The organism is Fluctibacter halophilus (assembly GCF_020687825.1).
Classification (GTDB): Bacteria; Pseudomonadota; Gammaproteobacteria; order Enterobacterales; family Alteromonadaceae; genus Fluctibacter; species Fluctibacter halophilus.
In genome coordinates this window covers 1,638,572-1,657,142 of sequence record NZ_JAJEWP010000001.1, presented here as the reverse complement: position 1 = coordinate 1,657,142, position 18,571 = coordinate 1,638,572, and the positions used below count along the sequence as shown (strand labels likewise).

Here is an 18,571-nt window from a genome sequence, read left to right as displayed (position 1 = left end):
AAACCCGCGCTCAGTTGGAATAATTAGCGTATCGAAGCAAGCCCGACAGGGAACATTGATATGCAAACTTCACCTATCGTTCCGCCCCATTGCGCAGCCAGCCCGGTTGTCGCAATCCACGGTTCGGCCAGTAATGGGGGAATCTGGGCGCCGTTGAGTCAGTTGGCCGGCGGCAAACGCCGCGTCGTTGCACCGACCCTGCAAGGTTATGGCGAGCAAGACACGCAACGCATTGACTATGAATCAACACTCAGCCAGCGGGCTGTGCCGGTCCTGGAAACCATTGATTCCCTGGCCGGGCAGGTGCATTTACTCGCGCACTCCTTCGGCGCATCAGTCGCGCTGGAAATTCTGCGCGTCATCCCCGAGCGGATCAACAGTGTCACCTTGTTCGAACCGGTCACCCCAGTGTTACTGAAAGACAAGGGGGAAGCACATGATCTGGAGTTGCTCGCAGATCTGCTTGCCCTGGCAGCGTTGGTAAAAGAAACCCACGCAGAGGTGGGCATGGAAACTTTTGTGAATTTCTGGCACGGAGCTGACGTCTGGCAGCAACTGCCACAGCGGGTGCGTGTCTCACTGGCGCGCTACGCGCCGGTTGTTTATCAGGATTTTATTGAGGCTTATTACAACCAGCCCGAAGGGCTGCTGAGTACGGTGCGGTATACCGGCCCATTTTCGCTGTTGGTGGGGCAACACACCAACGCCCATGCCAGGCGCATGACTGAGGTTGTTGCACTGCAGTTTGCTCAGGCGCGAGTCAACGTCATCGACGGGGTAGGGCACATGGGGCCGGTTACTCACCCGATAGACGTGCAGTCGCGAATGTTTGCGCAAATTGAACAAATGGCGCGAGAGCACGGCAATCCGGTGCGTCATATCAAGGCTGTCGTTCAAGGTGGCCACATTAACCATGACTTGAGGAGATCATCATGAAGTTCTTTAAACTTGGGTACAGCGTTGCTACCTATCTGTTTTTCCTGGCAACCTTTACCTACCTGGTGTTGTTTCTGGGCGCGGGATTTCTCGCAGAGTGGGTGCCGTTGCTGAGCCAGTTCAAAACCGTGGACGACGGCGCGGTTGTGTTCTCGGTTCCGGCTGTAGCGCCTTGGCTAAGCAATGTTATCTTGCTGCTGGCCTTCTCCGTGCATCACAGTGTGATGGCGCGGTTGGGGATCAAACAGTTGCTGATGCGTGTGATCCCGGCCAGTGCAGAGCGTAGTACGTTTGTGCTGGGTACCTGTCTCATATTGTGCTGGATGTACATTGGTTGGCAGCCACAGCCAGGCGTGATCTGGTCCGTCGACGGTGTTGCGAAAGTGGCAATGGTGGTGTCGTTTCTTGTCGGCGGCGGATTGGTATTGTGGGCAACCTTTATGATCAGTCATTGGCGTTTGTTTGGCCTGCAGCAAGCCTGGTTTGAATTCAGAGGGCTGCAGGCAAGCGACGATCAATTTTCTACGCCTGCTCTGTACAAATATTCCCGTCACCCGATGTATGTGGGGGTATTGATGGTGATGTGGTCAACACCACACATGACCACAGGACACCTGCTATTGGCGGCTATCTGGACGGTATATGTGTTCATCGGTATTTATTTCGAGGAGCGGGATCTGATCCGACAATTTGGCGATACCTACCGAGAGTATCAGGCCCGGGTTTCCAAGCTTGTGCCGCTCAACATCCTGCGTCCTCGTCGTCACGTGGCGCCTGATATCATCAGCGCATCTCCCGCCAAGTCGCGCTTTGACCAACACTAGGAGAATGACCATGAAAACACCGATCCAACGAGAAGCCCGCTGTCTGTGTGGTCAGCTACGGGTCACCGTTGCGGGCGATCCTGCGGTATCTCTGGTGTGTAATTGTAAAAACTGTCAGCGTAGAAGTGGAACGCCGTTTGGGGCCATTACCTATTTCAGCGATCCGCAGGTCGTGGACATCAGCGGCACCAGCCACACGTATCAGTTTGAGGTCAGCAATGGCAACCAGAATACCCTGTACTTTTGTCCCAGTTGCGGTGCCACGGTGATGATGAAACCACAGATCTTCGCCGGCATGACCGGCATAGGTATGGGCTGTTTCAGCGATCCGGAGTTTCCTGAGCCGACCATGAGTGTGTGGAACCGGTCTAAGTACCGCTGGGTTCAGCATCCGGACCACTGGCATCACATGGCGCAACAGTCGCCGTCGTAATCAGTGGACAATGTGAGACAGTCTTTTCTGCAAGGCTGTCTCACACTTTTGACTCGCAAGGTAAAAAGTGTCGCCGTTTTGCAACTAGGTATTGCCCCGCACACAAACCTCAACCCACACATACCCGACAACGGTTTTTCCTCTGTTAGGCTTTAGCCATCACACAACGTGGTATTGGCAAACCATTCGAAAGGGTGGGGCGCAAAGTCACCGGTCTAAGGCGCTTGGCGCTATGATAGCGGGATTGCCGGGAAGCCTGTCTTGAGGGCATGGCTGACTGTCGTTCCGTTCCAAATGACCTTGCTGTATTAATTTGGAGCACTGAATGAAATCGTTTAAACACGCCAGATTGGCACTGCTTGTGGGTTGTATGGGCGTCTCTGCCAGCAACCTTGTATTCGCCAACCAGGGCAATGGCGCACCTGCCAGCCTGCCGCCTCAGGCACTGGAAAACATGCCCGAAGGGCGACTGAAGCAAAACCTGAGCAAATTGCCGCCGCGCATTCAGGAACACGTATTGTCCAAGCTGTCGTCGTTGGGGATCCCTGCCATCGACCTGTTGCTGATGGATGTGGATGACAGCGGTGAGCTGTTCTACATCGAAGAAGGGTTGGTGGAGCCCATCGATGCCAGCGCGGATACTGCCGAGGCCACACTGCCGCCGGTGGATGTATTCCGCTTGCACAGCAATCCCGGTTCATCCAACACCATTTTCCTCGATTTTAACGGCGGCCTTATTAGCCAACGGGCCTGGGGTGGCGGTGCCAGCTATGATGCCGAGCCCTATGATCTGGACGGTAATCCCTTTGACTTTAATGCCACTGAACGTGCGCGTATTCATGAAATCTGGACCCGTATTGCCGATGATTTTGCTGCCTTTGACGTTAACGTGACCACCGAGGCGCCGAGCAGCTTCGGGCCGAACACCGGCTGGCTGTTGTTTACCAAAGACACCGATGCCAACGGTAACGCCATGCCCAGCCAGGGCGCGGGTGGTGTGGCCTATGTGGGTGTCTGGGGGCGTAGCAACTATACCTATTATCAACCCGCGTTGGTGTACTACAACCGCCTTGGCAGTGGCGCATCAACTTACATGGCTGAAGCGGGCTCCCATGAAATGGGCCACAACTTTGGTCTGAGTCACGACGGTACCTCTACGGTGAGTTATTTCCGCGGTTTGGGCGCCGACAATGAGCCGTCCAGCTGGGCACCGATCATGGGTGTCGGTTACGCGAAAAACGTCACCCAATGGAGCCGCGGCGAATATCCCGATGCCAACCAGCTCCAGGATGATATTGCCATTATCACCGGCAAGCTGGGCGATAGCGCCGACAGTGAAGGAACAAGCGCTACGCCGGTGGCACTGGTGCTGGATGCAAACGGTCAGTTCAGCGCGTCAAACCGTGAGCTGGATCCGGGCAATACACTGACAGACAACAAAGGCACTGTACAGATCAGTGACAGTGACTGGTTCCAGTTCAGTGCCGGCAGTGGCCCGGCGGAATTTCGCGCCACACCGGCGTGGGATGCCTTTACCCGCAGCACCCGTCGTGGTGCCAATCTGGATATTGGTTTGCGTCTGTACGATGCCAGCGGCGCCCTGATCGCCGAGGCTACCGATGATTACGAAACCAATGTCGTATTGAGTACCACGCTGGCACAGGGGCTGTATGTGCTGGAGGTGTTCGGCAGTGAGGGTATCTATGCCTCTGATTACGGTAGTCAGGGCCACTACTACCTGAATGGCCAGGTGACCGTTGGTGTGGCCGACACCACGCCGCCGGATCCGAACCCCATGAGCTTCGCCCAGTTGCCGGTCGCCACAGGCCCCTATGACATCACCATGACGGCGGTAACCGCGGTGGATGATCAGGGCGGTACGGTCAGCTACCATTTCAGCTGTAGTGCTGATGGCCAAGGATGTGTTGACAGCTCCTGGCAGTCCAGTGCCACCTACACGGCCAGCAATTTACAGCCGCAAACTGAGTACTGCTATGCGGTGAGCGCACGGGATATCAGTGGCAATGTCACGGTTGCATCGGCTGCGGCCTGCGCCACCACCGACGCTGCGCCGCCCCCGGTCACACCACCTGCGGCACCGCAAAACCTACAAGTCGTTGATGGTCAGGACGGCACCGCGAGTCTAAGCTGGACGGATGCCAGTGACAATGAAACCGGCTTTGAAGTTGAGCGGGAAAAGCAGCATAAAAATGGCCGCTGGCAGTCGCTGCAAGTGGTTGCTGTATTGGATGCGGAAACCCAAAGCTATGTGGATTTGAGTGGCGAAGGCTCCTTCCGCTACCGCGTGCGGGCGGTCAACACCTCAGGCGGCTCAGCCTGGACGCCGTGGCAACAAGTGACGGTCACCGCCGCCGATGGTGGTGGGAACGACAAGCCTTGTCGTGGCAAGAAGTGTGCAGGCTAGATATCGCCTCACGATCAAAAAAGGCCCTGAACAGGGCCTTTTTTAGTGCAGTGAATCATGCAAACGGGGTTTTGTCACTTCAGGTTAGCTTTCCGTCAGTCACAAAATAGGCTGTCAGGCTGATGGAGTTGATCAAACCATGGGCGAGGATCAATGGGAAAAGCTGGCGCTTGGTGTACAGGTACACTGACCCCAGAATAACCGCCACGACACCGGTGCCGATAATGCCTGGAATACCCTGGGATATATGCAGCAGGCCGAAGATTAGCGCATGCACAGTAATGGCGGCAGCAATACCCGCTTTGTTGTCGCCGAACAGGGTGAGCAGGCTGTTAAGTAAAAAGCCGCGCATCAACAGTTCTTCACCGAGGGCTGCACCGAGCCAAATCACAACCACAAGGTAAGCCAAAAACAGCCAGACGTTGCCGAGGAAAAATTCAAACCGGTCTGTGGAGCTTTCCGGGATGGTCAGTCCCAGTGCATTGGTGATCAGTGGCAAGATGCCGCCCATAAATACCAGTGAGGCGACGATGATCACCAGCGCGTAGCCAAAGGCTTTCAGCCAGGCGCGTTTGTTCTCGGGCAGGGCAAGACCGCGCTGGCGCCAGGTTATATTGTGTTTTCTCATAAATAGCGTGGCCACAATGATGCCACACCACATGGCGATGGAGCCCGCGCCAATGAGCGCGAGTCGATCACTGACGTCTTTCACCAGTAGCATCACACCCAGCACAATGGTGATTTCAAATACAGTCTGTTGCTTCAGGGTAAACCTCATTACTATCCCTTTTTCTGGTTGTTGGCAGGCGCATCGCCAGTCAAAAATAATGGCGATAAATTACCGCGTACAAGACGCAAAACAAGTGATAATATTTTATCTAGTTATTAGTAAATGAGATAAATGGAGCGAATTTGTCACTGCACCCAGCAACCTTAACCTGCTTGCAGGTTTTTCACGCCGTCGTCGACAAAGGCAGTTTCAGCCGTGCTGCATTACATCTGAATCTGACCCAAAGTGCGGTGAGTCACCGCATTAAGCAGCTTGAGGGGATTGCCGGTGTTACCCTGATTGAACGCTCCACCCGGCACCTGAAGATCACGCCATTGGGCGAAAAGCTGTATCATCATACGCGCCTGAACCTGGCCGAGATTGCCAGTGCCTTTGAACGTCTCAGCGCCTCCGTCGACAGCCCGCTGAGCGTGACGACTATCTCCTCGCTGGCAACCAAATGGTTGCTGCCAAAGCTCGGTGACTACAATCAGGCCTATCCCGATCAACCACTGTCGGTGCTTACGGATGACAATATTCTCGATCTGCGTTACGAGGGCATCGATACCGCGATTCGCCTGACCGATACCGAGGTGCCTGGCCTGCACATGACGTACATTTGTGATGAGTGGGTGTTTCCTGTTGCCAGCAATGCACTGGTGACCGATCGAGACATCATTGCCCACCCAGAGCGCTTGCAGCAGTATCCGTGGTTACTGGATCTGGTCACAGAGCAGGGCAATGATGAGAGTTCCTGGCGAGGCTGGCTGCGCACTCAGGGGCTGGCGGTGCCTGACGGACGTGCAGATCAGGGCTTCAGTCGTTCAGACATTACCCTTCAGGCCACAGCGGCCGGGCAGGGTATTGCCATTGCCCGCGCAAGTCTGGTGGAGCTGGATATGCTCAATATGCAGCTGTTCAAACAAGTGGGTCGGGCGGTAAAAATGAAATACGGCTACTACTTTGTCTGCCCCGAAGAAAAAGCCCAGCGGCCGGATATCTGTAATTTGCGCCACTGGGTGACCACCGAGCTACGCAAGACGATGCAGCATGTTCACCAGGCCTTGGTTGTCTGATCTATGTCATCTGAGTGCCGGTCAGTTTCGTAATCCGTTAGCGCTGGGCAGCGTACATCTGGATAAACGAAATCGTATCCGGAATGGCATGAGCGACGATCAATGGCCACAAAGAACGTTTCGCCAGAGTAAAGTAAATGATGCCGTAGGCGAGGGCGATCAGGCCTGCAAACAACTGATTGGCCAACACCGAACCGTGTAGCATAGCGAACAACAGTGCCTGTCCTGCCACAGCTACACTTCTGGCAGTAAAGGAGTCGCCCAGAAGGACAGCTAACCGGGTCATCAGAAAGCCGCGGAAAAGCACTTCTTCGCCAAATGCGGCGGCAAACCAGGCGATGCCCACCACACTGAGGACCAAAGCCGTAGCGTTGCCTTTGATGTAGTCAAACCGACCAGGCGCATCGGAGGGCACATATCCTGTGAGGGTTTTTAGGTAAGGCAATATCACCGTTGCCAGCAGGATTGTCACGGCGACGGTGAGCACAATGCTCAAAGCCGCAGGGCCTGCCCCTGGGTGTGTTCTCAGGCCAATGGGGCTAAACAGTCCTGTACGATAGCGATACAGCAAGTAAATGGCGCCCAGTGCAACAACGGTACCGATCGGACCGCTGTAACTTATATCCAACAGGCGCAGGGCAAATCGAGTGCCAAAAAATGCGCACAGCACAAGGCCGACTTCCGCAGCCATCTGAAGGCGGGGTGAAGAGACGTTGGTCATGTCAGGGACTCCTGTGTGAGTGCATTCAACGGTTGCCAGTCAGCGGAATCCATTACGTAGCGAGCATAACGGAAGTCCTGTATGCGTTTCAGCGCTTCCCCTTCGTGTTCAACCAACACCACGTATTGGGGCTGTGTCCGGCTTACCTGTGGTTCAAACATCAGCATGGCCGGTTGTCCATTCACTCTGCCGGGTTCAGCGTGCCAGGTGTCCAGGCCGTTGTAGTTGTTAAAATAGAAACGAATGTCTTCTCGGCCTGACATCTGGGCTTTGGCCACCATATCCAGTTTGACTTCGTCCAGCGTCAGCGCCAACAGGGCGTCAAACTCACGTTGATTGAAAAGGTCGGTATACAAACGCAGTCGCACATCGTCAGCGGATGACAGCGCAGGGGCTTTACTTGCGGGTTGGTAAGCCTTGAGGTGCTGTCTGGCCCGAGCGAGAGCGGACTTTATGGCGACTTCTGTTGTGTGACACAGCTCGGCGCATTGTTTTGCGCTGTAACCAAAACCATTGTTGAGTACCAGCACACTGCGTTGCATAGGCGGCAGTGACATCAGCCAATCCAGATCATCGAGCCCTTGCTGCAAAGGCGTTTCAGGCATGTTTTGCGCTTCGGCGAGATGCCCTTCCGGACGGGCTTGTCTGGCACGGTGTTGATCAATCAGGCTGTTATGGGCAATTGTAAACAGCCAGCTTTGCGGGTTTGTGATTGGCAGACTGTCATGCAGACGGTCAAATGCTTTGGTGAGGACCTGCTGTACCAAGTCTTCACCATCAAAAACCGAGCCGGTTAGTCGGGTGCAATAGCGATGAAGCGTGGGCCTAACTTCTGCCAACAGATCGACAAAGTCCTGCTCATGGCGAATGGTGTTGGGTTGTTTAAGGTTTTTCACCCTTATCTCCTTGTTCAGCAGGTTGGCGATTTGAGCGGGGAATGCCAATTTTTGGCGTCCGCCTTTGCTGCATAGGTTTCAATGGCATCACGATAGCGCGCTTTTGCATTACCGATGACCGGTTCACCATGGACGGGCAATACGTGTTGGAATGGTAGTGACAGGATGGCTCGTAGTTCATCACCACTGGGTTGATTCATCATCCACCATCCGACCCCAACATTACAGGCTTTTGTCAGGCCACATACCCGCATCATCAGCCTTGCCCGCAGATTGGTGAAAGCATCAGGTTGGGGGGTGTTATGCAGCATATCTCCGGACAATAAAATGCCACGGTCTCGCTTTAACAGGATACAGGCCTCGGCAAGCTTACTGCTTCTCATCACCCAGGTGTATGCCTCCCCGACCGGTAGCGGCGTGTCCTCGTCAAACCAGATATCGGGCTGAAAGTAAGTGGTTTTATCGTCAACGTTCGCCGACAGCCCCTTATGATAGCCGGTGCCTGCCAGCGCATAAACCTTGGCATTGTAGCGAGCTTTGTAAAATCTATCGTCGGCGCCATGCATGGCGGCCAGCCGGATAACATGCTTGATCGGTCCCAGTGCCTCCAACTCGGACAAGGCTTCCTCTGACAGGCGCATGCTATTGATCAGGGTCAACGCCCCGTCCTCACAGCGGATCACCACCATTGAGCGCGATATGCGTGGTTTAAGTACCACGGGCATATCCCAACTTCCTTGAATGAACCAAATGTTATCAAACACTTCGGTTAACTTTCCGTGGGGAAATACCGGTGAAAACCGTTGGTAAGTCAGCATTTATTCTCTCCGCAACATAGGTCTATATGCATAAGACGCATTGCGGGCTAAAAAAGAATCGCGACTGAAAACATTTTTTCGGTTTGAAATGCCGTGAACCGAGTGAACGCCAGCGAATCGTCGGCTCGAGGTGCGCTACAACCAGCCTTTCTGGCGGGCGATGCGGGCGGCATCCACCCGGTTGGTGGCATCCAGTTTGCTGATCGCTTCTGACAGGTAGTTGCGTACCGTGCCCTGGGATAAGAACAACTGCTGTGCGATGTCATTGGTTTTGAGTCCGTCGCTGGCCAGCTTAAGAGCCTGTTGTTCTTTGTCAGACAACGGGTTGGTGTCATCCAGCGCCATCAGTGCGAGCTCCGGGTCGATGACACGTTGTCCGCCTGAGATACGTTGCAGGGCGCTGATCAGATAGTCACTGTCGGCTTCTTTGAGGATAAAGCCTTTGGCGCCAAGGGCCATGGCGCGCTTGATGTAGCCGGGTTTGGCGAAGGTGGTCATAAACACGCTGATGCAGGGCAGCCCCTGCTTGGCGATGTGTTGTACCAGCTCCAGGCCTGACATTTGCGGCATTTCGATGTCTGTCAGGACGATGTCTGGTACAGGCTGTTCGCGCAACCAGGTCAATGCTTGTTTGCCGTTGGCACACTTGCCAACCACCGTAAAGCCGTCTTCCAGATCGAGCAGTGCGGCAATGGCGTCACGCACCAGGGCCTGGTCTTCAACGATCAACAGTGTGGTCATATAACGCTACGCTCCATCGGCAGTGAAATATTGAGTCGGGTTTGTTGCCCCCAGTCGAATGCAATGTCAGCGTTGATCAGCGCCGCACGCTCGCGGATCCCGCTCAGACCATTCCCTTCCTGCACCGTGTAGGTCTTACCATCATCGGTTATTGTCAGCAGAAGTTGCCCGTGTTCGGCGTGCAGTGTCAGGGTCACCTGTTTGCCGCGACTGTGGCGCAGCACATTGGTAACCCCTTCTTTGATGATCAGGGCCAGGTGGGTTTCCTGCAACACTGACAGCGCACTGACCGCGTCATGGTCTACCTCGGCGCTGACTTCAAAACCATTTTCACGCAATTTGGCCAATGCTTTTTCAATCTCTTCATGCAGAGAAAGTTGTTTGATGCCACTGACGGTCTGACGGATTTCACTGAGCAGTGACTGGGACAACTGTGCCAGGGCACGGGCTTCTGCACGAGCCTCGTCAATGCGGCCTTTTTCCAGCAATTTGTCGGCTAACTGTGCCTTGAGTGAAATGCTGCTCAGGGCATGTCCAGCGACATCGTGCAGGTCGCGACCAATGCGCTCCCGCTCGGCAATGGCACTCAGAGTTCCCATCGACGCCGCATGACGGGCTTCGCGCAGTTGGTGCAGGGTTTCCTTGCGTTCCATCATGCCAAAGCCAATCAGCACCAGCATATTGGCTGTGGCAATGGTGGCGAAGACAACCTGATCAGCATAGGCAGTCATCTGGATGGTAATCACCACCGCGGCCATCAGGGCGGTCAATAACACAGCGGTCCTTACCCGGTAGTAGTAGCCCACGATAAAGGCGATGTAGCCAAACATCACCGCACCACCGTGGGTGTTGATACTGTTCAGGGTGGCCAGCAGCAGCAATGCAACGACCCAATAGGGCAGGCGCTGCAATGGCTGATGGATGCTCGTCACATACAGGGCAATGAACAGTACGTAGCCTGCCAGTATTGTCAGCAGTGCTACGGAGTCAGGTAGCGGCGCAGCAAACAACGGCACGAAGTAAAACAGCGAAAACACCAGTGAGCTGTATGACCACTTCTTTTTGCGTCCTTCAGCCAGCAACGGGATGGTCATCGTGTTTGTCATCGCTTGTCTTAATCCTTGTTAAATCCAAACAGCATCGGTGCGCGACCGAAGCCCAGCATACAGTCACTGCCAGCACCACTATACCTGCAATCGCAACGATGTCGATGGGTGAATAACCACCCCCCATGGCGTTAGGGAACAGGGCAAACAGCCCTTCACTGAGCAACACATAAACGGCCACCAGTGCGACCGGGTTCATGACGGATTTGCCGTGACGATGGGTTGTTGGGGGGAACCGCTGCGTGCCTGATTAACCTGGCGATAGCGGCGCTCCAACACCACCAAAGAAACCGCATACACCGAGACAATGACCGCGCTTATGGCTTCGACACGGGCATCGGGAAAGGCATACCAGACCACGACGATCCCCAGTGTGCGGAGTGTGGTGTGAAAGTAACCCACCCAATGTTCAATCGCCCAGGATAACGGCATCCACATCAGCCCGGTCAGGATCCCCAGACTGAGAGGGACGGTGGTGTGATCGATGGCGGCGACGGGCAGGGCAATGGCAAACACCATCAGTGACATTATCATGCCGACAAAAAACAGCCTGTCAAAGTCGGTATTTTTGCGCTCTTTGGCGAAAAAGCGCTCGCCGGTCAGGTACGACAGGCCTGCGCCAAGGTAAAAGATGGCACCCGTGCCCAGATACAAGCTCCAGGTCTGGGCGATGGCATCCATAAAGGGCGCGCTGAGTCCGATCAGTGCCCACACCAGCGTACCTGCCAACGGCATCGCGATGAAGCGGCTTTGTTTGAACTGATTGCGCTGCTGTTCAAGGGATAACGGGGTTGTTGTCATTGGGGCAGTCCCACTGTGCTGTTGGATTGAGACTGCAGTATTGCGGGTTAGCGATTGTAATCGCAGTCACAAACGTCATGACCTTGGATGACAATTGTCATGAAGGTGCCACTGTTTTGCGGTGATTTGACCAAATCACACAGACCTAACACTTTTAAATTTAAAGTTAACTACATGAAAAATATGGTAAAAAATCACGCTGCAACAATATAACAAAGACCTCACTCGCCGAGCGTTTACTTTCTGCCTGGCCTGAACCAGATTTAAATCACCGCTAGCGCAGTGAAGGCTGCAACAGCGCGGTAACACCAATAACGGTTACATGCTCCTGTTTGCGCTAACTGTCCTGTGCATCGGATCGTGTGATAACCATCAAGAACAACTGGAGAAATGACGATGAACATGACAAAAATGAGCAAAAAACTGGCGTGGGTTGGCGTGATGATGCTGGCGGGTTCCGTGTCCTTTTCTCAGGCTAAAACGTCTGACAGTGAAACGTTGAACACCGTTGATCCGACCCGTGATCACACCATGATCTGTCACCCATTCCCTGAGTGCATTTTCCCCGATTTTGAAGACCGTCCGGGTAATGACAAGGGCCAGTAGCACCGGTATTGCTGTATGAAGCCGTTATAGCGCTACGAAACTCTCATCAGGTCAGTTGGAGACATAAGCTGTTTCCAGCTGACCTAATGCAGTTCTACCACATTGGTTTGTGGCGCTGAAGAGACGTTAAACAGGATGTGTGACTCATCCGGCTTTATTGAAAAGCGATGGTTTAAACCGCTCACCGGTGCTTGTTGTTGCTCGATGTCCAGAGTGGCCAAGTCCAGGCGCATCAGGTCGGTGCCGCTGGCCGAGCGTTGTGTCCAGTACAAATGCTGATTGACGCGCTGCCAGGACACGTTCATCTGCAGGGGGATGTTGTGGTCAATCATGTCCCGTTCACCGCTGCTGAGGGTATAGATAAATGCCGCTTGGTTGTCGTGACCGATAAACACATCGTCCCCTTTGTAGGGCAGGATGGATGTCATGTTTTTATCCAACCGTGTCACCTGACCCGTTTGGGTATTCACTCGCCACAGTTCGTGTTCACCCAAGTATTGATTGATGTAGTAAATGTACTGGCCATCCAGCGACCAGACCGGACGGGATACATAGTGGTTGTCCGGTGACAGGTAGTCTAGTTTCCGGTCTTGCACATCAAGGATAAACAGTTGGCGGCCAATGGTACCGGTCAGATACTCACCGTGATAAGCGGCTTGCAGATTGTCGATTTGTTGGTAGTTGCTAAGGTCGGTCAACTGTTGATAGCCGGTTTGAGCGTCCCATTGCCAAATTTGCCGCAAGCCACTGCGGTGGGACAAAAAGTAGATGCGCTCACTGGTGTGGGAATAGGCACCGGAAAAGTCCCGTTGTGGCGAGCTGATGGTGAGATCATCGCTGTTCAGGTCTTGCTGCATGTAGGGGTTGGTAAACTGGCGTATCTCACTGTTGCTCAGATCGCCCTGAATGGCAAACACCCGTCCGCCGACCGCGCGGAACTGGCTGATCAGGTTATTGCCTTCATGCCAGACCCGTTCTTCCCAGTCATACTCTTCGGCAATGCTGAAAATGGTGTTGCCTTTCAGGTAAAGCAACCCTTGTTGATGCCAACTCAACGATTTGACGATCGCATTAACCTTTTTGAAAAAGGCGGGCGAAAACCCTTCCAAACGGTAACCGATGATTTCAGTTTCATTGCCGGCCAGGCGCGCCACGGCGAGATATTGTTTGTCGGTGCTGAGCGCCACCAAGTAATCGCCGCCGCTGTTGGTGGCCGGCAGGGTCAAACGGTTCACCGAACCGTCTTTCAGGTTGAGACTGAACACCGAATACATGTAGCGCTCATCGGTAGCGGTGAAAATCAAGCTGTCACCGTATTCATTCCAGATGATATTGCCAATCGGCAGCGGGGAGTCGTACACCGCGTCCATCTCTGTCAGCTCACCCTCGGCGCTCAGTGATGCAACGATGATCGAAAACTGGCTGGTTTGCGCGCGTAAAAAAGCAATTTTGCTGCCGTCGGGTGAAAACTGCGGCCGGGTGCTGTCATAAGGCCCGGTGGTGAGCTGTCGGGACAGGTTGTTGGCGTTGTCAAAGCTGAATAGCTGCCAATAGGGATCACCTTCGCCTTTATGGGCATACAGCATTTTTCCCAGCGTTTCGGAATAATCAACGTCCTTCTCGGCGCCTTTGACACTGATCACCGGCGTAACGTCCCGTTCGGTTTGCCATTGCACCGGGGTAGTAAATAGCAGCAGCGCCAGGCAGGCGATGGCCACCAGTGTGATCACAAAGGCCAGATGTTGTTGACGCCAACGGGGACGCTCACCTTCCACCGGCGGTGGTGATACTGACGACGGATGTTTATGTAAGGTAGGTATATCTACCTTATTGGTTTTCGCGCGGCTATTGGTTTCGGTTAAATGGGTAACTTGCGCGATAAGAACATATCCCCTTTTAGGGATGTTCTGGATGTAGTTGGGCGACTTTACGTCATCATTAAAGGCTTTTCTGATTAAACTAATGATCCGTCTGACAGTGCTATGGGTGACTATTTTACCGGTCCAGACCTGCTCCATCAGCTCATCGATAGATATCACTTCACCGCAGCGACTGGCCATGTAACTGAGCACGTCGATGGCCATGCATTCCATTTCAATGACATCACCGGATTCGGTTTGCAACACGGACAGTTCCGGGTAAATAAAATAATCGCCAACCTGCATGGCTGGCCTTTTGTTGCTGGTTGAATCAGGCATCATTTTCTCATTTGAAATGTCTCCCCTCAAGCCCACGGTTTAAAGGGACATAACACTTTCCTAACACCAATAATAAACAGATTTTGTGTGAGGGAGCAACCTAATAATCTGCCTGCACCTTACTCACGCAAGCCTCTTTTTTACCTCATACCTGAATGTCAAAAACGGTGTTTACTGAACCTGCCTTTTACGAGGAAACGCAACTTTCGATACATACAACTTTGTTATTCCGGTTGCGCAACAGGTAACACCCAGTCAGCCCGCGCTGTTGTGCTGGCACACAAATAAAGGATATCGATTTACTCGATAAAGCAATTGCATAGCGATGCAATTGAATGGCGATAGGATGAAATATTCACCTAACGAAAAAGCCTGCGGGTGAAGCCTGTTGATGTACCGGTAAACACAATTTGGAGGTGGAAAAATACAGCTTTAAAACACGTTTATAAATCAACTTTCACTGTAAATGAAATAGGAATTTATATGAAAGATCAAAACAACACTGTGTCTGTAAATGATACCAACCTGGAAGCAAGCGATGAGCTTGACCTGTTTGCCTCAGAGTTGGATCCCAAACTCAACGCCACTGCCGCCGTTGCCGGTTGTGCATCAACGCTGGGTTCAGGAACGTCATTCAGTACTTCGGGTTGCCTGTGTAGCTTCGGTTGTATCGCTTGTGCGTGTACCGCTACCTCAGCCCTGCAGTAAACAACATTTAATCAATTATTGAAGGAAATACATCATGAAAAATGAACAAAACAACCAACTGAACCAAACCCAGGAATCTGTTGATCTGGATCTGTTTGCGGATGAGCTTGATGACCGCATGAATGCCGCCGCTGTGGCGGGCACCGTGTCTTCATCCACCTGTATCAGTTCAGCATCTTGTGGCGGAACGTCCAGTGCGTCCTGTGCATGTAGCTTCAGCTGCCTGTGCTCAGCGTCAATCGCTGCCAACTAATTGGTCAACGTCATGAAATCTAATAGTGAAAAAGCCGTTGAACAACCGAACCTGGGCGAATTGAAATCAGATGATTTGGATTTGTTTGCAGATGAGCTGGATGAGCGTCTGAATGCGTCAGCTTTCGCCGCCGCGGTGTCTTCTGCCAGTAGTTCGAGTTCAGCTTCCAGTGCCGGTACCTCAAGTGCGTCATGCGCGTGCTGCTTCAGCTGTCTGTGCAGCAGTGCAGCATTGAAGTAATCGGTAGCTATTAGTCACTGGGTCGATTGGGCAGGGGATCATGTAGCGATCCGATGCTTTCACCATTGGTCTAACTGCAGGGCACCAATGATTTGATTTGGGATGGGAGGTCACTCTCATGGTGAGCAGAAATCGATCTTGTCTTCATGACAAAACAAACACAAGCAAATGCAGGAATACAACATGCAAACGGTAAACGACACAAACACGCAGCTGGCAGCAACCAACGTACTGATTCTCGTCATCGACGGTAACGTATCTATCGTCGATGACACCATTGCCTGTCTGGCATCCCTTGACGCGCTGAAGGCGCGCGGGGTGCAACTGCGCACTATGACTATCGAACAGGCCAGCAAAGACGGCGTATCTGACACCCTTGAGGACGATGACAATCCTCTGGTTATCGCTATCTCGGACACGTTTATCTCGTCCCGTTGCCTGGAACTGAACAAACAGCTGCAGCGCGAAACGTTGCCATTGTTGCATGTTACTGCCAATGCAAACGACACCTTGGTTGGCCCCCTGGTGTTGTTTAACCAGACTGCTTGTCTGGCGTGTGCCAAAGCGCAAACCCAGTATTTCAGCTTTTCGTTTGCGTTGACCGCGCCATCCGCGCAATCGCCACAACAGCAGTCTCAACAGATTGCATCCCTGATCGCTTCTTTGTGGGCGCCTGATTCACTGTTGCGCCAGGGTGGTTGCTTCAGTCTGGCTGCGGGGGAGTGGGCACCTTTGTCCAACACCCTGAAAAACCCCAATTGTCCTGTGTGCTCCCGCTGGAGCCGCACCCCGAAAGAAGTCTTCTATTCCTAATCATTCGACCGGAGTCACGCACATGAAAAACGGGTACTTGTCAGCTGACGAAATCTTACAACGGACCGCGCACCTGATCGGTGCCCGGACCGGATTAATCGCACCACCCAATGAAATCCGCCTGGAAGGAGGCAACCCTGAAGTGTTGGTGTATACCTCCATGCTCAGTGCCTTGGATAAAGCCCTGCCGCACATCGAACTGCAGAACCAGGACGGTTTGCCGATGGCCGGGTCCGGTTCATCAACCACCCGCGAGTATGCCAAAGCCAAAGCCATCTGTGAGGCACTGGAGCGCTACTGCAACATTTCTTATGACAGCAGCAAGGTGGTGGTGACCACCGCCGATGAGCTGGGCGATAAGGCGGTTGATCTGGATAGCTTTCCCATCGGTAGTGATGAGGAATATGCCAATCCGGCTGGTTCTCATTTCCGGCCCCGCCGTGATCAGAACATGCGTTGGTACAAATGCTATTCACTGACCGCAGGCAAGGACGTATGGGTACCGTTTTCCAGCGTGTACATCAGCACGCCCTTTTCTTACAGTGCCGAGGCGTTCACCGTGCCGATTTCCACCGGCAGTGCCATTGCCGGCAACTATGAGCGAGCAGTGGTATCCGGCGCCCTTGAAGTGATGGAGCGGGATGCGCTGTCAATTACCTGGTTGCAAAGCCTGCCGCTCAAACAAATCGACTACAGCGGCTGTACCAACCCTGAATTCTGGCAACGTTTGCACAGCATCCAGGCGTCCGGCATTGAGCAAACCTTTTACGATGCCACCATGGACTATGGCCTGCCCACGGTCTATGCACTGCAAAAAGCCCCGAACAGCGATCTGAATCTGCTGGTGATGGCGGCGACCCGCTTCAACATGGAAGACGCCATGATCCGGGTGATGGACGAAGCCTGTTCTTCCCGCACCGCGCTGGAGCACCTGGTGCGTAAACCCAAATTGTTTGATCCCAACGACTTTGCGTCGTTTACCCGCCTGACCGATGGTGCGGTCTTCTACGGTGACAAGAAAAACGAGCATGTGTTTGATTTTCTGATGAAAAATCCAGACTCCATTGCGCTGGAAGATACCGCCAGTATCGATGTCAGGGACGAACATCACATGCTGCAGGAGCTGATTGAACGTTGTCACCGGTACAACCTGGATCTCATCGTGGCGGACATGACCATCCCTCAGTTACAGGAAATCGGCCTGTACGTGGTGCGGGTGATCATCCCGCAACTGATGCCGTTGACCACCAATTACAACATGAAATACAGCAAGACGCCGCGGCTGTACAGCACCCCGGCCAACCTTGGGTTTGACGTTCAGCCCCTGGAGAAACTCAACCCCTGGCCTCAACCGTTTGCCTAAGGAGCAGCAGCCATGATTGAACAGAATTATATCGATGCCCGCGATCAATGGCGGGAAAAACTGAAACAGAAAAACCCGGCCAACCTCGAGTTGTCGCGCAATTGCAATGTGATGATGATCGTGTCAGGGCAGGTGGGCGTGAAAGCTGCCGGCATGATGATGTCACTGCCCATCGGACACCTCACCGTGTGCCCGGTCCTGGACACTGACATTGCCTTGATTGAGCAGTTGGAAGGGCTGGACAGCCAGAGTCTGAGCCTGAGCGTGCTACCCCATGTGTTTGATGTCTATGGTGCCGCACCCCATGTGCAGCATCATGATTTTCTGGTGGTCGCCACCGGTCGCAGCTTTCCGCAACTGTTATTGGACATTAATGCCCTGGCAGTGCGGCTGGAAATGCCCTGGACGCAGGTTAACAACTTTGCCCATAAGATCACCTTGGGGCCGACCATCATTCCCGGCGTCACGGCTTGCTATCAGTGCCTGACTGACCGACTGGCGTCTCACACCAAGCAGCACGACAGCATCGAGGCCAAGCAGCATTTTCTGAATAACAACCGCGGATTTGAATTCAAAGGCAACCTACCCAGCATTCAGGAAATGACCGTCAGCTACCTGTACGAAGAAGTCACACGGTTCATTTTTGGTCAAAACCCGCCTATCGCCATGGGTCGTGAAGTCAACCTCGACACCCTGTACATGGCTGAAGATCGCGAGTTTGTTCCGCCAATGGAATGGTGCCGCACCTGCCACTTTGGCAGTCAGGCGACCGGCCAGGCATTTGATGCATTCACCCGCCGCCATTCTGCGCCGGCGGCACAACGCGCCAGCAAGTGAGGACGAG

Annotated in this window: 21 protein-coding genes and 1 riboswitch; of the genes, 12 read left to right on the top strand and 9 right to left on the bottom strand. The window is 53.5% G+C overall.

Features of this window, described 5'->3' with window-relative positions; genetic code table 11:
* Positions 1-60 precede the first annotated feature (60 nt).
* The 4 genes from LJ739_RS07895 (at position 61) to LJ739_RS07880 (ending at position 4,618) form a co-directional block, all read left to right on the top strand.
* Positions 61-936 carry an alpha/beta fold hydrolase gene (locus tag LJ739_RS07895; protein WP_229158897.1) on the top strand — a complete coding sequence of 292 codons (876 nt, stop codon included), beginning with the start codon at positions 61-63 and terminating at the stop codon, positions 934-936.
* Complete coding sequence (locus LJ739_RS07890) at positions 933-1,760, top strand: methyltransferase family protein (RefSeq protein ID WP_229158895.1); 828 nt, start codon at positions 933-935, stop codon at positions 1,758-1,760. The genes LJ739_RS07895 and LJ739_RS07890 overlap by 4 nt, the downstream gene beginning before the upstream one ends.
* 10 nt (positions 1,761-1,770) lie before the next feature.
* On the top strand, positions 1,771-2,193 hold the full coding sequence (locus LJ739_RS07885) for a GFA family protein (protein ID WP_229158893.1): 423 nt from the start codon (positions 1,771-1,773) through the stop codon (positions 2,191-2,193).
* Between the two features lie 166 nt (positions 2,194-2,359).
* Positions 2,360-2,445: riboswitch (cyclic di-GMP riboswitch) on the top strand.
* Between the two features lie 73 nt (positions 2,446-2,518).
* Entirely contained in the window at positions 2,519-4,618 is a 2,100-nt protein-coding gene (locus LJ739_RS07880) for a fibronectin type III domain-containing protein (RefSeq protein ID WP_229158891.1), read from the top strand.
* A gap of 79 nt (positions 4,619-4,697) precedes the next feature.
* On the opposite strand, the gene LJ739_RS07875 is transcribed toward LJ739_RS07880, so the two are convergent.
* Entirely contained in the window at positions 4,698-5,396 is a 699-nt protein-coding gene (locus tag LJ739_RS07875) for a CPBP family intramembrane glutamic endopeptidase (RefSeq protein ID WP_229158888.1), read from the bottom strand.
* A gap of 134 nt (positions 5,397-5,530) precedes the next feature.
* Between LJ739_RS07875 and LJ739_RS07870 the strand changes: the two genes are divergently transcribed.
* A complete protein-coding gene (locus LJ739_RS07870; RefSeq protein ID WP_229158886.1) occupies positions 5,531-6,463 on the top strand; it encodes a LysR substrate-binding domain-containing protein in 933 nt (310 codons plus the stop codon).
* A gap of 37 nt (positions 6,464-6,500) precedes the next feature.
* Here LJ739_RS07870 and LJ739_RS07865 read toward each other — a convergent pair whose 3' ends face one another.
* From LJ739_RS07865 to LJ739_RS07835, 7 genes are all read right to left on the bottom strand, one after another.
* Complete coding sequence (locus tag LJ739_RS07865) at positions 6,501-7,184, bottom strand: CPBP family intramembrane glutamic endopeptidase (protein ID WP_229158884.1); 684 nt, start codon at positions 7,182-7,184, stop codon at positions 6,501-6,503.
* Complete coding sequence (locus LJ739_RS07860; RefSeq protein WP_229158881.1) at positions 7,181-8,080, bottom strand: RNA polymerase sigma factor; 900 nt, start codon at positions 8,078-8,080, stop codon at positions 7,181-7,183. The genes LJ739_RS07865 and LJ739_RS07860 overlap by 4 nt, the downstream gene beginning before the upstream one ends.
* 14 nt (positions 8,081-8,094) lie before the next feature.
* Positions 8,095-8,898: an MBL fold metallo-hydrolase gene (locus LJ739_RS07855; protein ID WP_229158879.1), complete on the bottom strand. Its 804-nt coding sequence runs from the start codon at positions 8,896-8,898 to the stop codon at positions 8,095-8,097.
* Between the two features lie 135 nt (positions 8,899-9,033).
* Positions 9,034-9,639: a response regulator transcription factor gene (locus LJ739_RS07850; protein WP_229158877.1), complete on the bottom strand. Its 606-nt coding sequence runs from the start codon at positions 9,637-9,639 to the stop codon at positions 9,034-9,036.
* A complete protein-coding gene (locus LJ739_RS07845; RefSeq protein WP_229158875.1) occupies positions 9,636-10,745 on the bottom strand; it encodes a sensor histidine kinase in 1,110 nt (369 codons plus the stop codon). Before LJ739_RS07845 ends, LJ739_RS07850 begins: the two co-directional genes overlap by 4 nt.
* Positions 10,711-10,944, bottom strand: a complete 234-nt coding sequence (locus LJ739_RS07840) for a hypothetical protein (protein WP_229158873.1) — start codon at positions 10,942-10,944, stop codon at positions 10,711-10,713. Before LJ739_RS07840 ends, LJ739_RS07845 begins: the two co-directional genes overlap by 35 nt.
* Complete coding sequence (locus LJ739_RS07835; protein WP_229158871.1) at positions 10,941-11,546, bottom strand: DUF7010 family protein; 606 nt, start codon at positions 11,544-11,546, stop codon at positions 10,941-10,943. Before LJ739_RS07835 ends, LJ739_RS07840 begins: the two co-directional genes overlap by 4 nt.
* Before the next feature lie 396 nt (positions 11,547-11,942).
* Between LJ739_RS07835 and LJ739_RS07830 the strand changes: the two genes are divergently transcribed.
* Entirely contained in the window at positions 11,943-12,152 is a 210-nt protein-coding gene (locus LJ739_RS07830; protein ID WP_229158868.1) for a hypothetical protein, read from the top strand.
* Positions 12,153-12,235: 83 nt separating this feature from the next.
* Here LJ739_RS07830 and LJ739_RS07825 read toward each other — a convergent pair whose 3' ends face one another.
* Positions 12,236-14,350, bottom strand: coding sequence for a winged helix-turn-helix domain-containing protein (locus LJ739_RS07825; protein ID WP_229158866.1), 2,115 nt, complete (start codon positions 14,348-14,350; stop codon positions 12,236-12,238).
* Between the two features lie 483 nt (positions 14,351-14,833).
* Between LJ739_RS07825 and LJ739_RS07820 the strand changes: the two genes are divergently transcribed.
* From LJ739_RS07820 to LJ739_RS07795, 6 genes are all read left to right on the top strand, one after another.
* On the top strand, positions 14,834-15,058 hold the full coding sequence (locus LJ739_RS07820) for a hypothetical protein (RefSeq protein ID WP_229158865.1): 225 nt from the start codon (positions 14,834-14,836) through the stop codon (positions 15,056-15,058).
* Between the two features lie 34 nt (positions 15,059-15,092).
* Positions 15,093-15,311 (top strand): hypothetical protein, encoded by a 219-nt coding sequence (locus LJ739_RS07815; RefSeq protein ID WP_229158863.1) that lies wholly within the window; start codon positions 15,093-15,095, stop codon positions 15,309-15,311.
* A 12-nt stretch (positions 15,312-15,323) separates the two neighbouring features.
* Positions 15,324-15,551: a hypothetical protein gene (locus LJ739_RS07810; protein WP_229158861.1), complete on the top strand. Its 228-nt coding sequence runs from the start codon at positions 15,324-15,326 to the stop codon at positions 15,549-15,551.
* A gap of 183 nt (positions 15,552-15,734) precedes the next feature.
* Complete coding sequence (locus tag LJ739_RS07805; protein ID WP_229158859.1) at positions 15,735-16,364, top strand: hypothetical protein; 630 nt, start codon at positions 15,735-15,737, stop codon at positions 16,362-16,364.
* Between the two features lie 22 nt (positions 16,365-16,386).
* Positions 16,387-17,727 carry a YcaO-like family protein gene (locus LJ739_RS07800; protein WP_229158857.1) on the top strand — a complete coding sequence of 447 codons (1,341 nt, stop codon included), beginning with the start codon at positions 16,387-16,389 and terminating at the stop codon, positions 17,725-17,727.
* Between the two features lie 12 nt (positions 17,728-17,739).
* The gene (locus LJ739_RS07795; protein ID WP_229158855.1) at positions 17,740-18,564 is read left to right on the top strand and encodes a hypothetical protein; all 825 of its coding nucleotides are present in this window, start codon (positions 17,740-17,742) and stop codon (positions 18,562-18,564) included.
* The last annotated feature ends 7 nt before the right edge of the window (positions 18,565-18,571 follow it).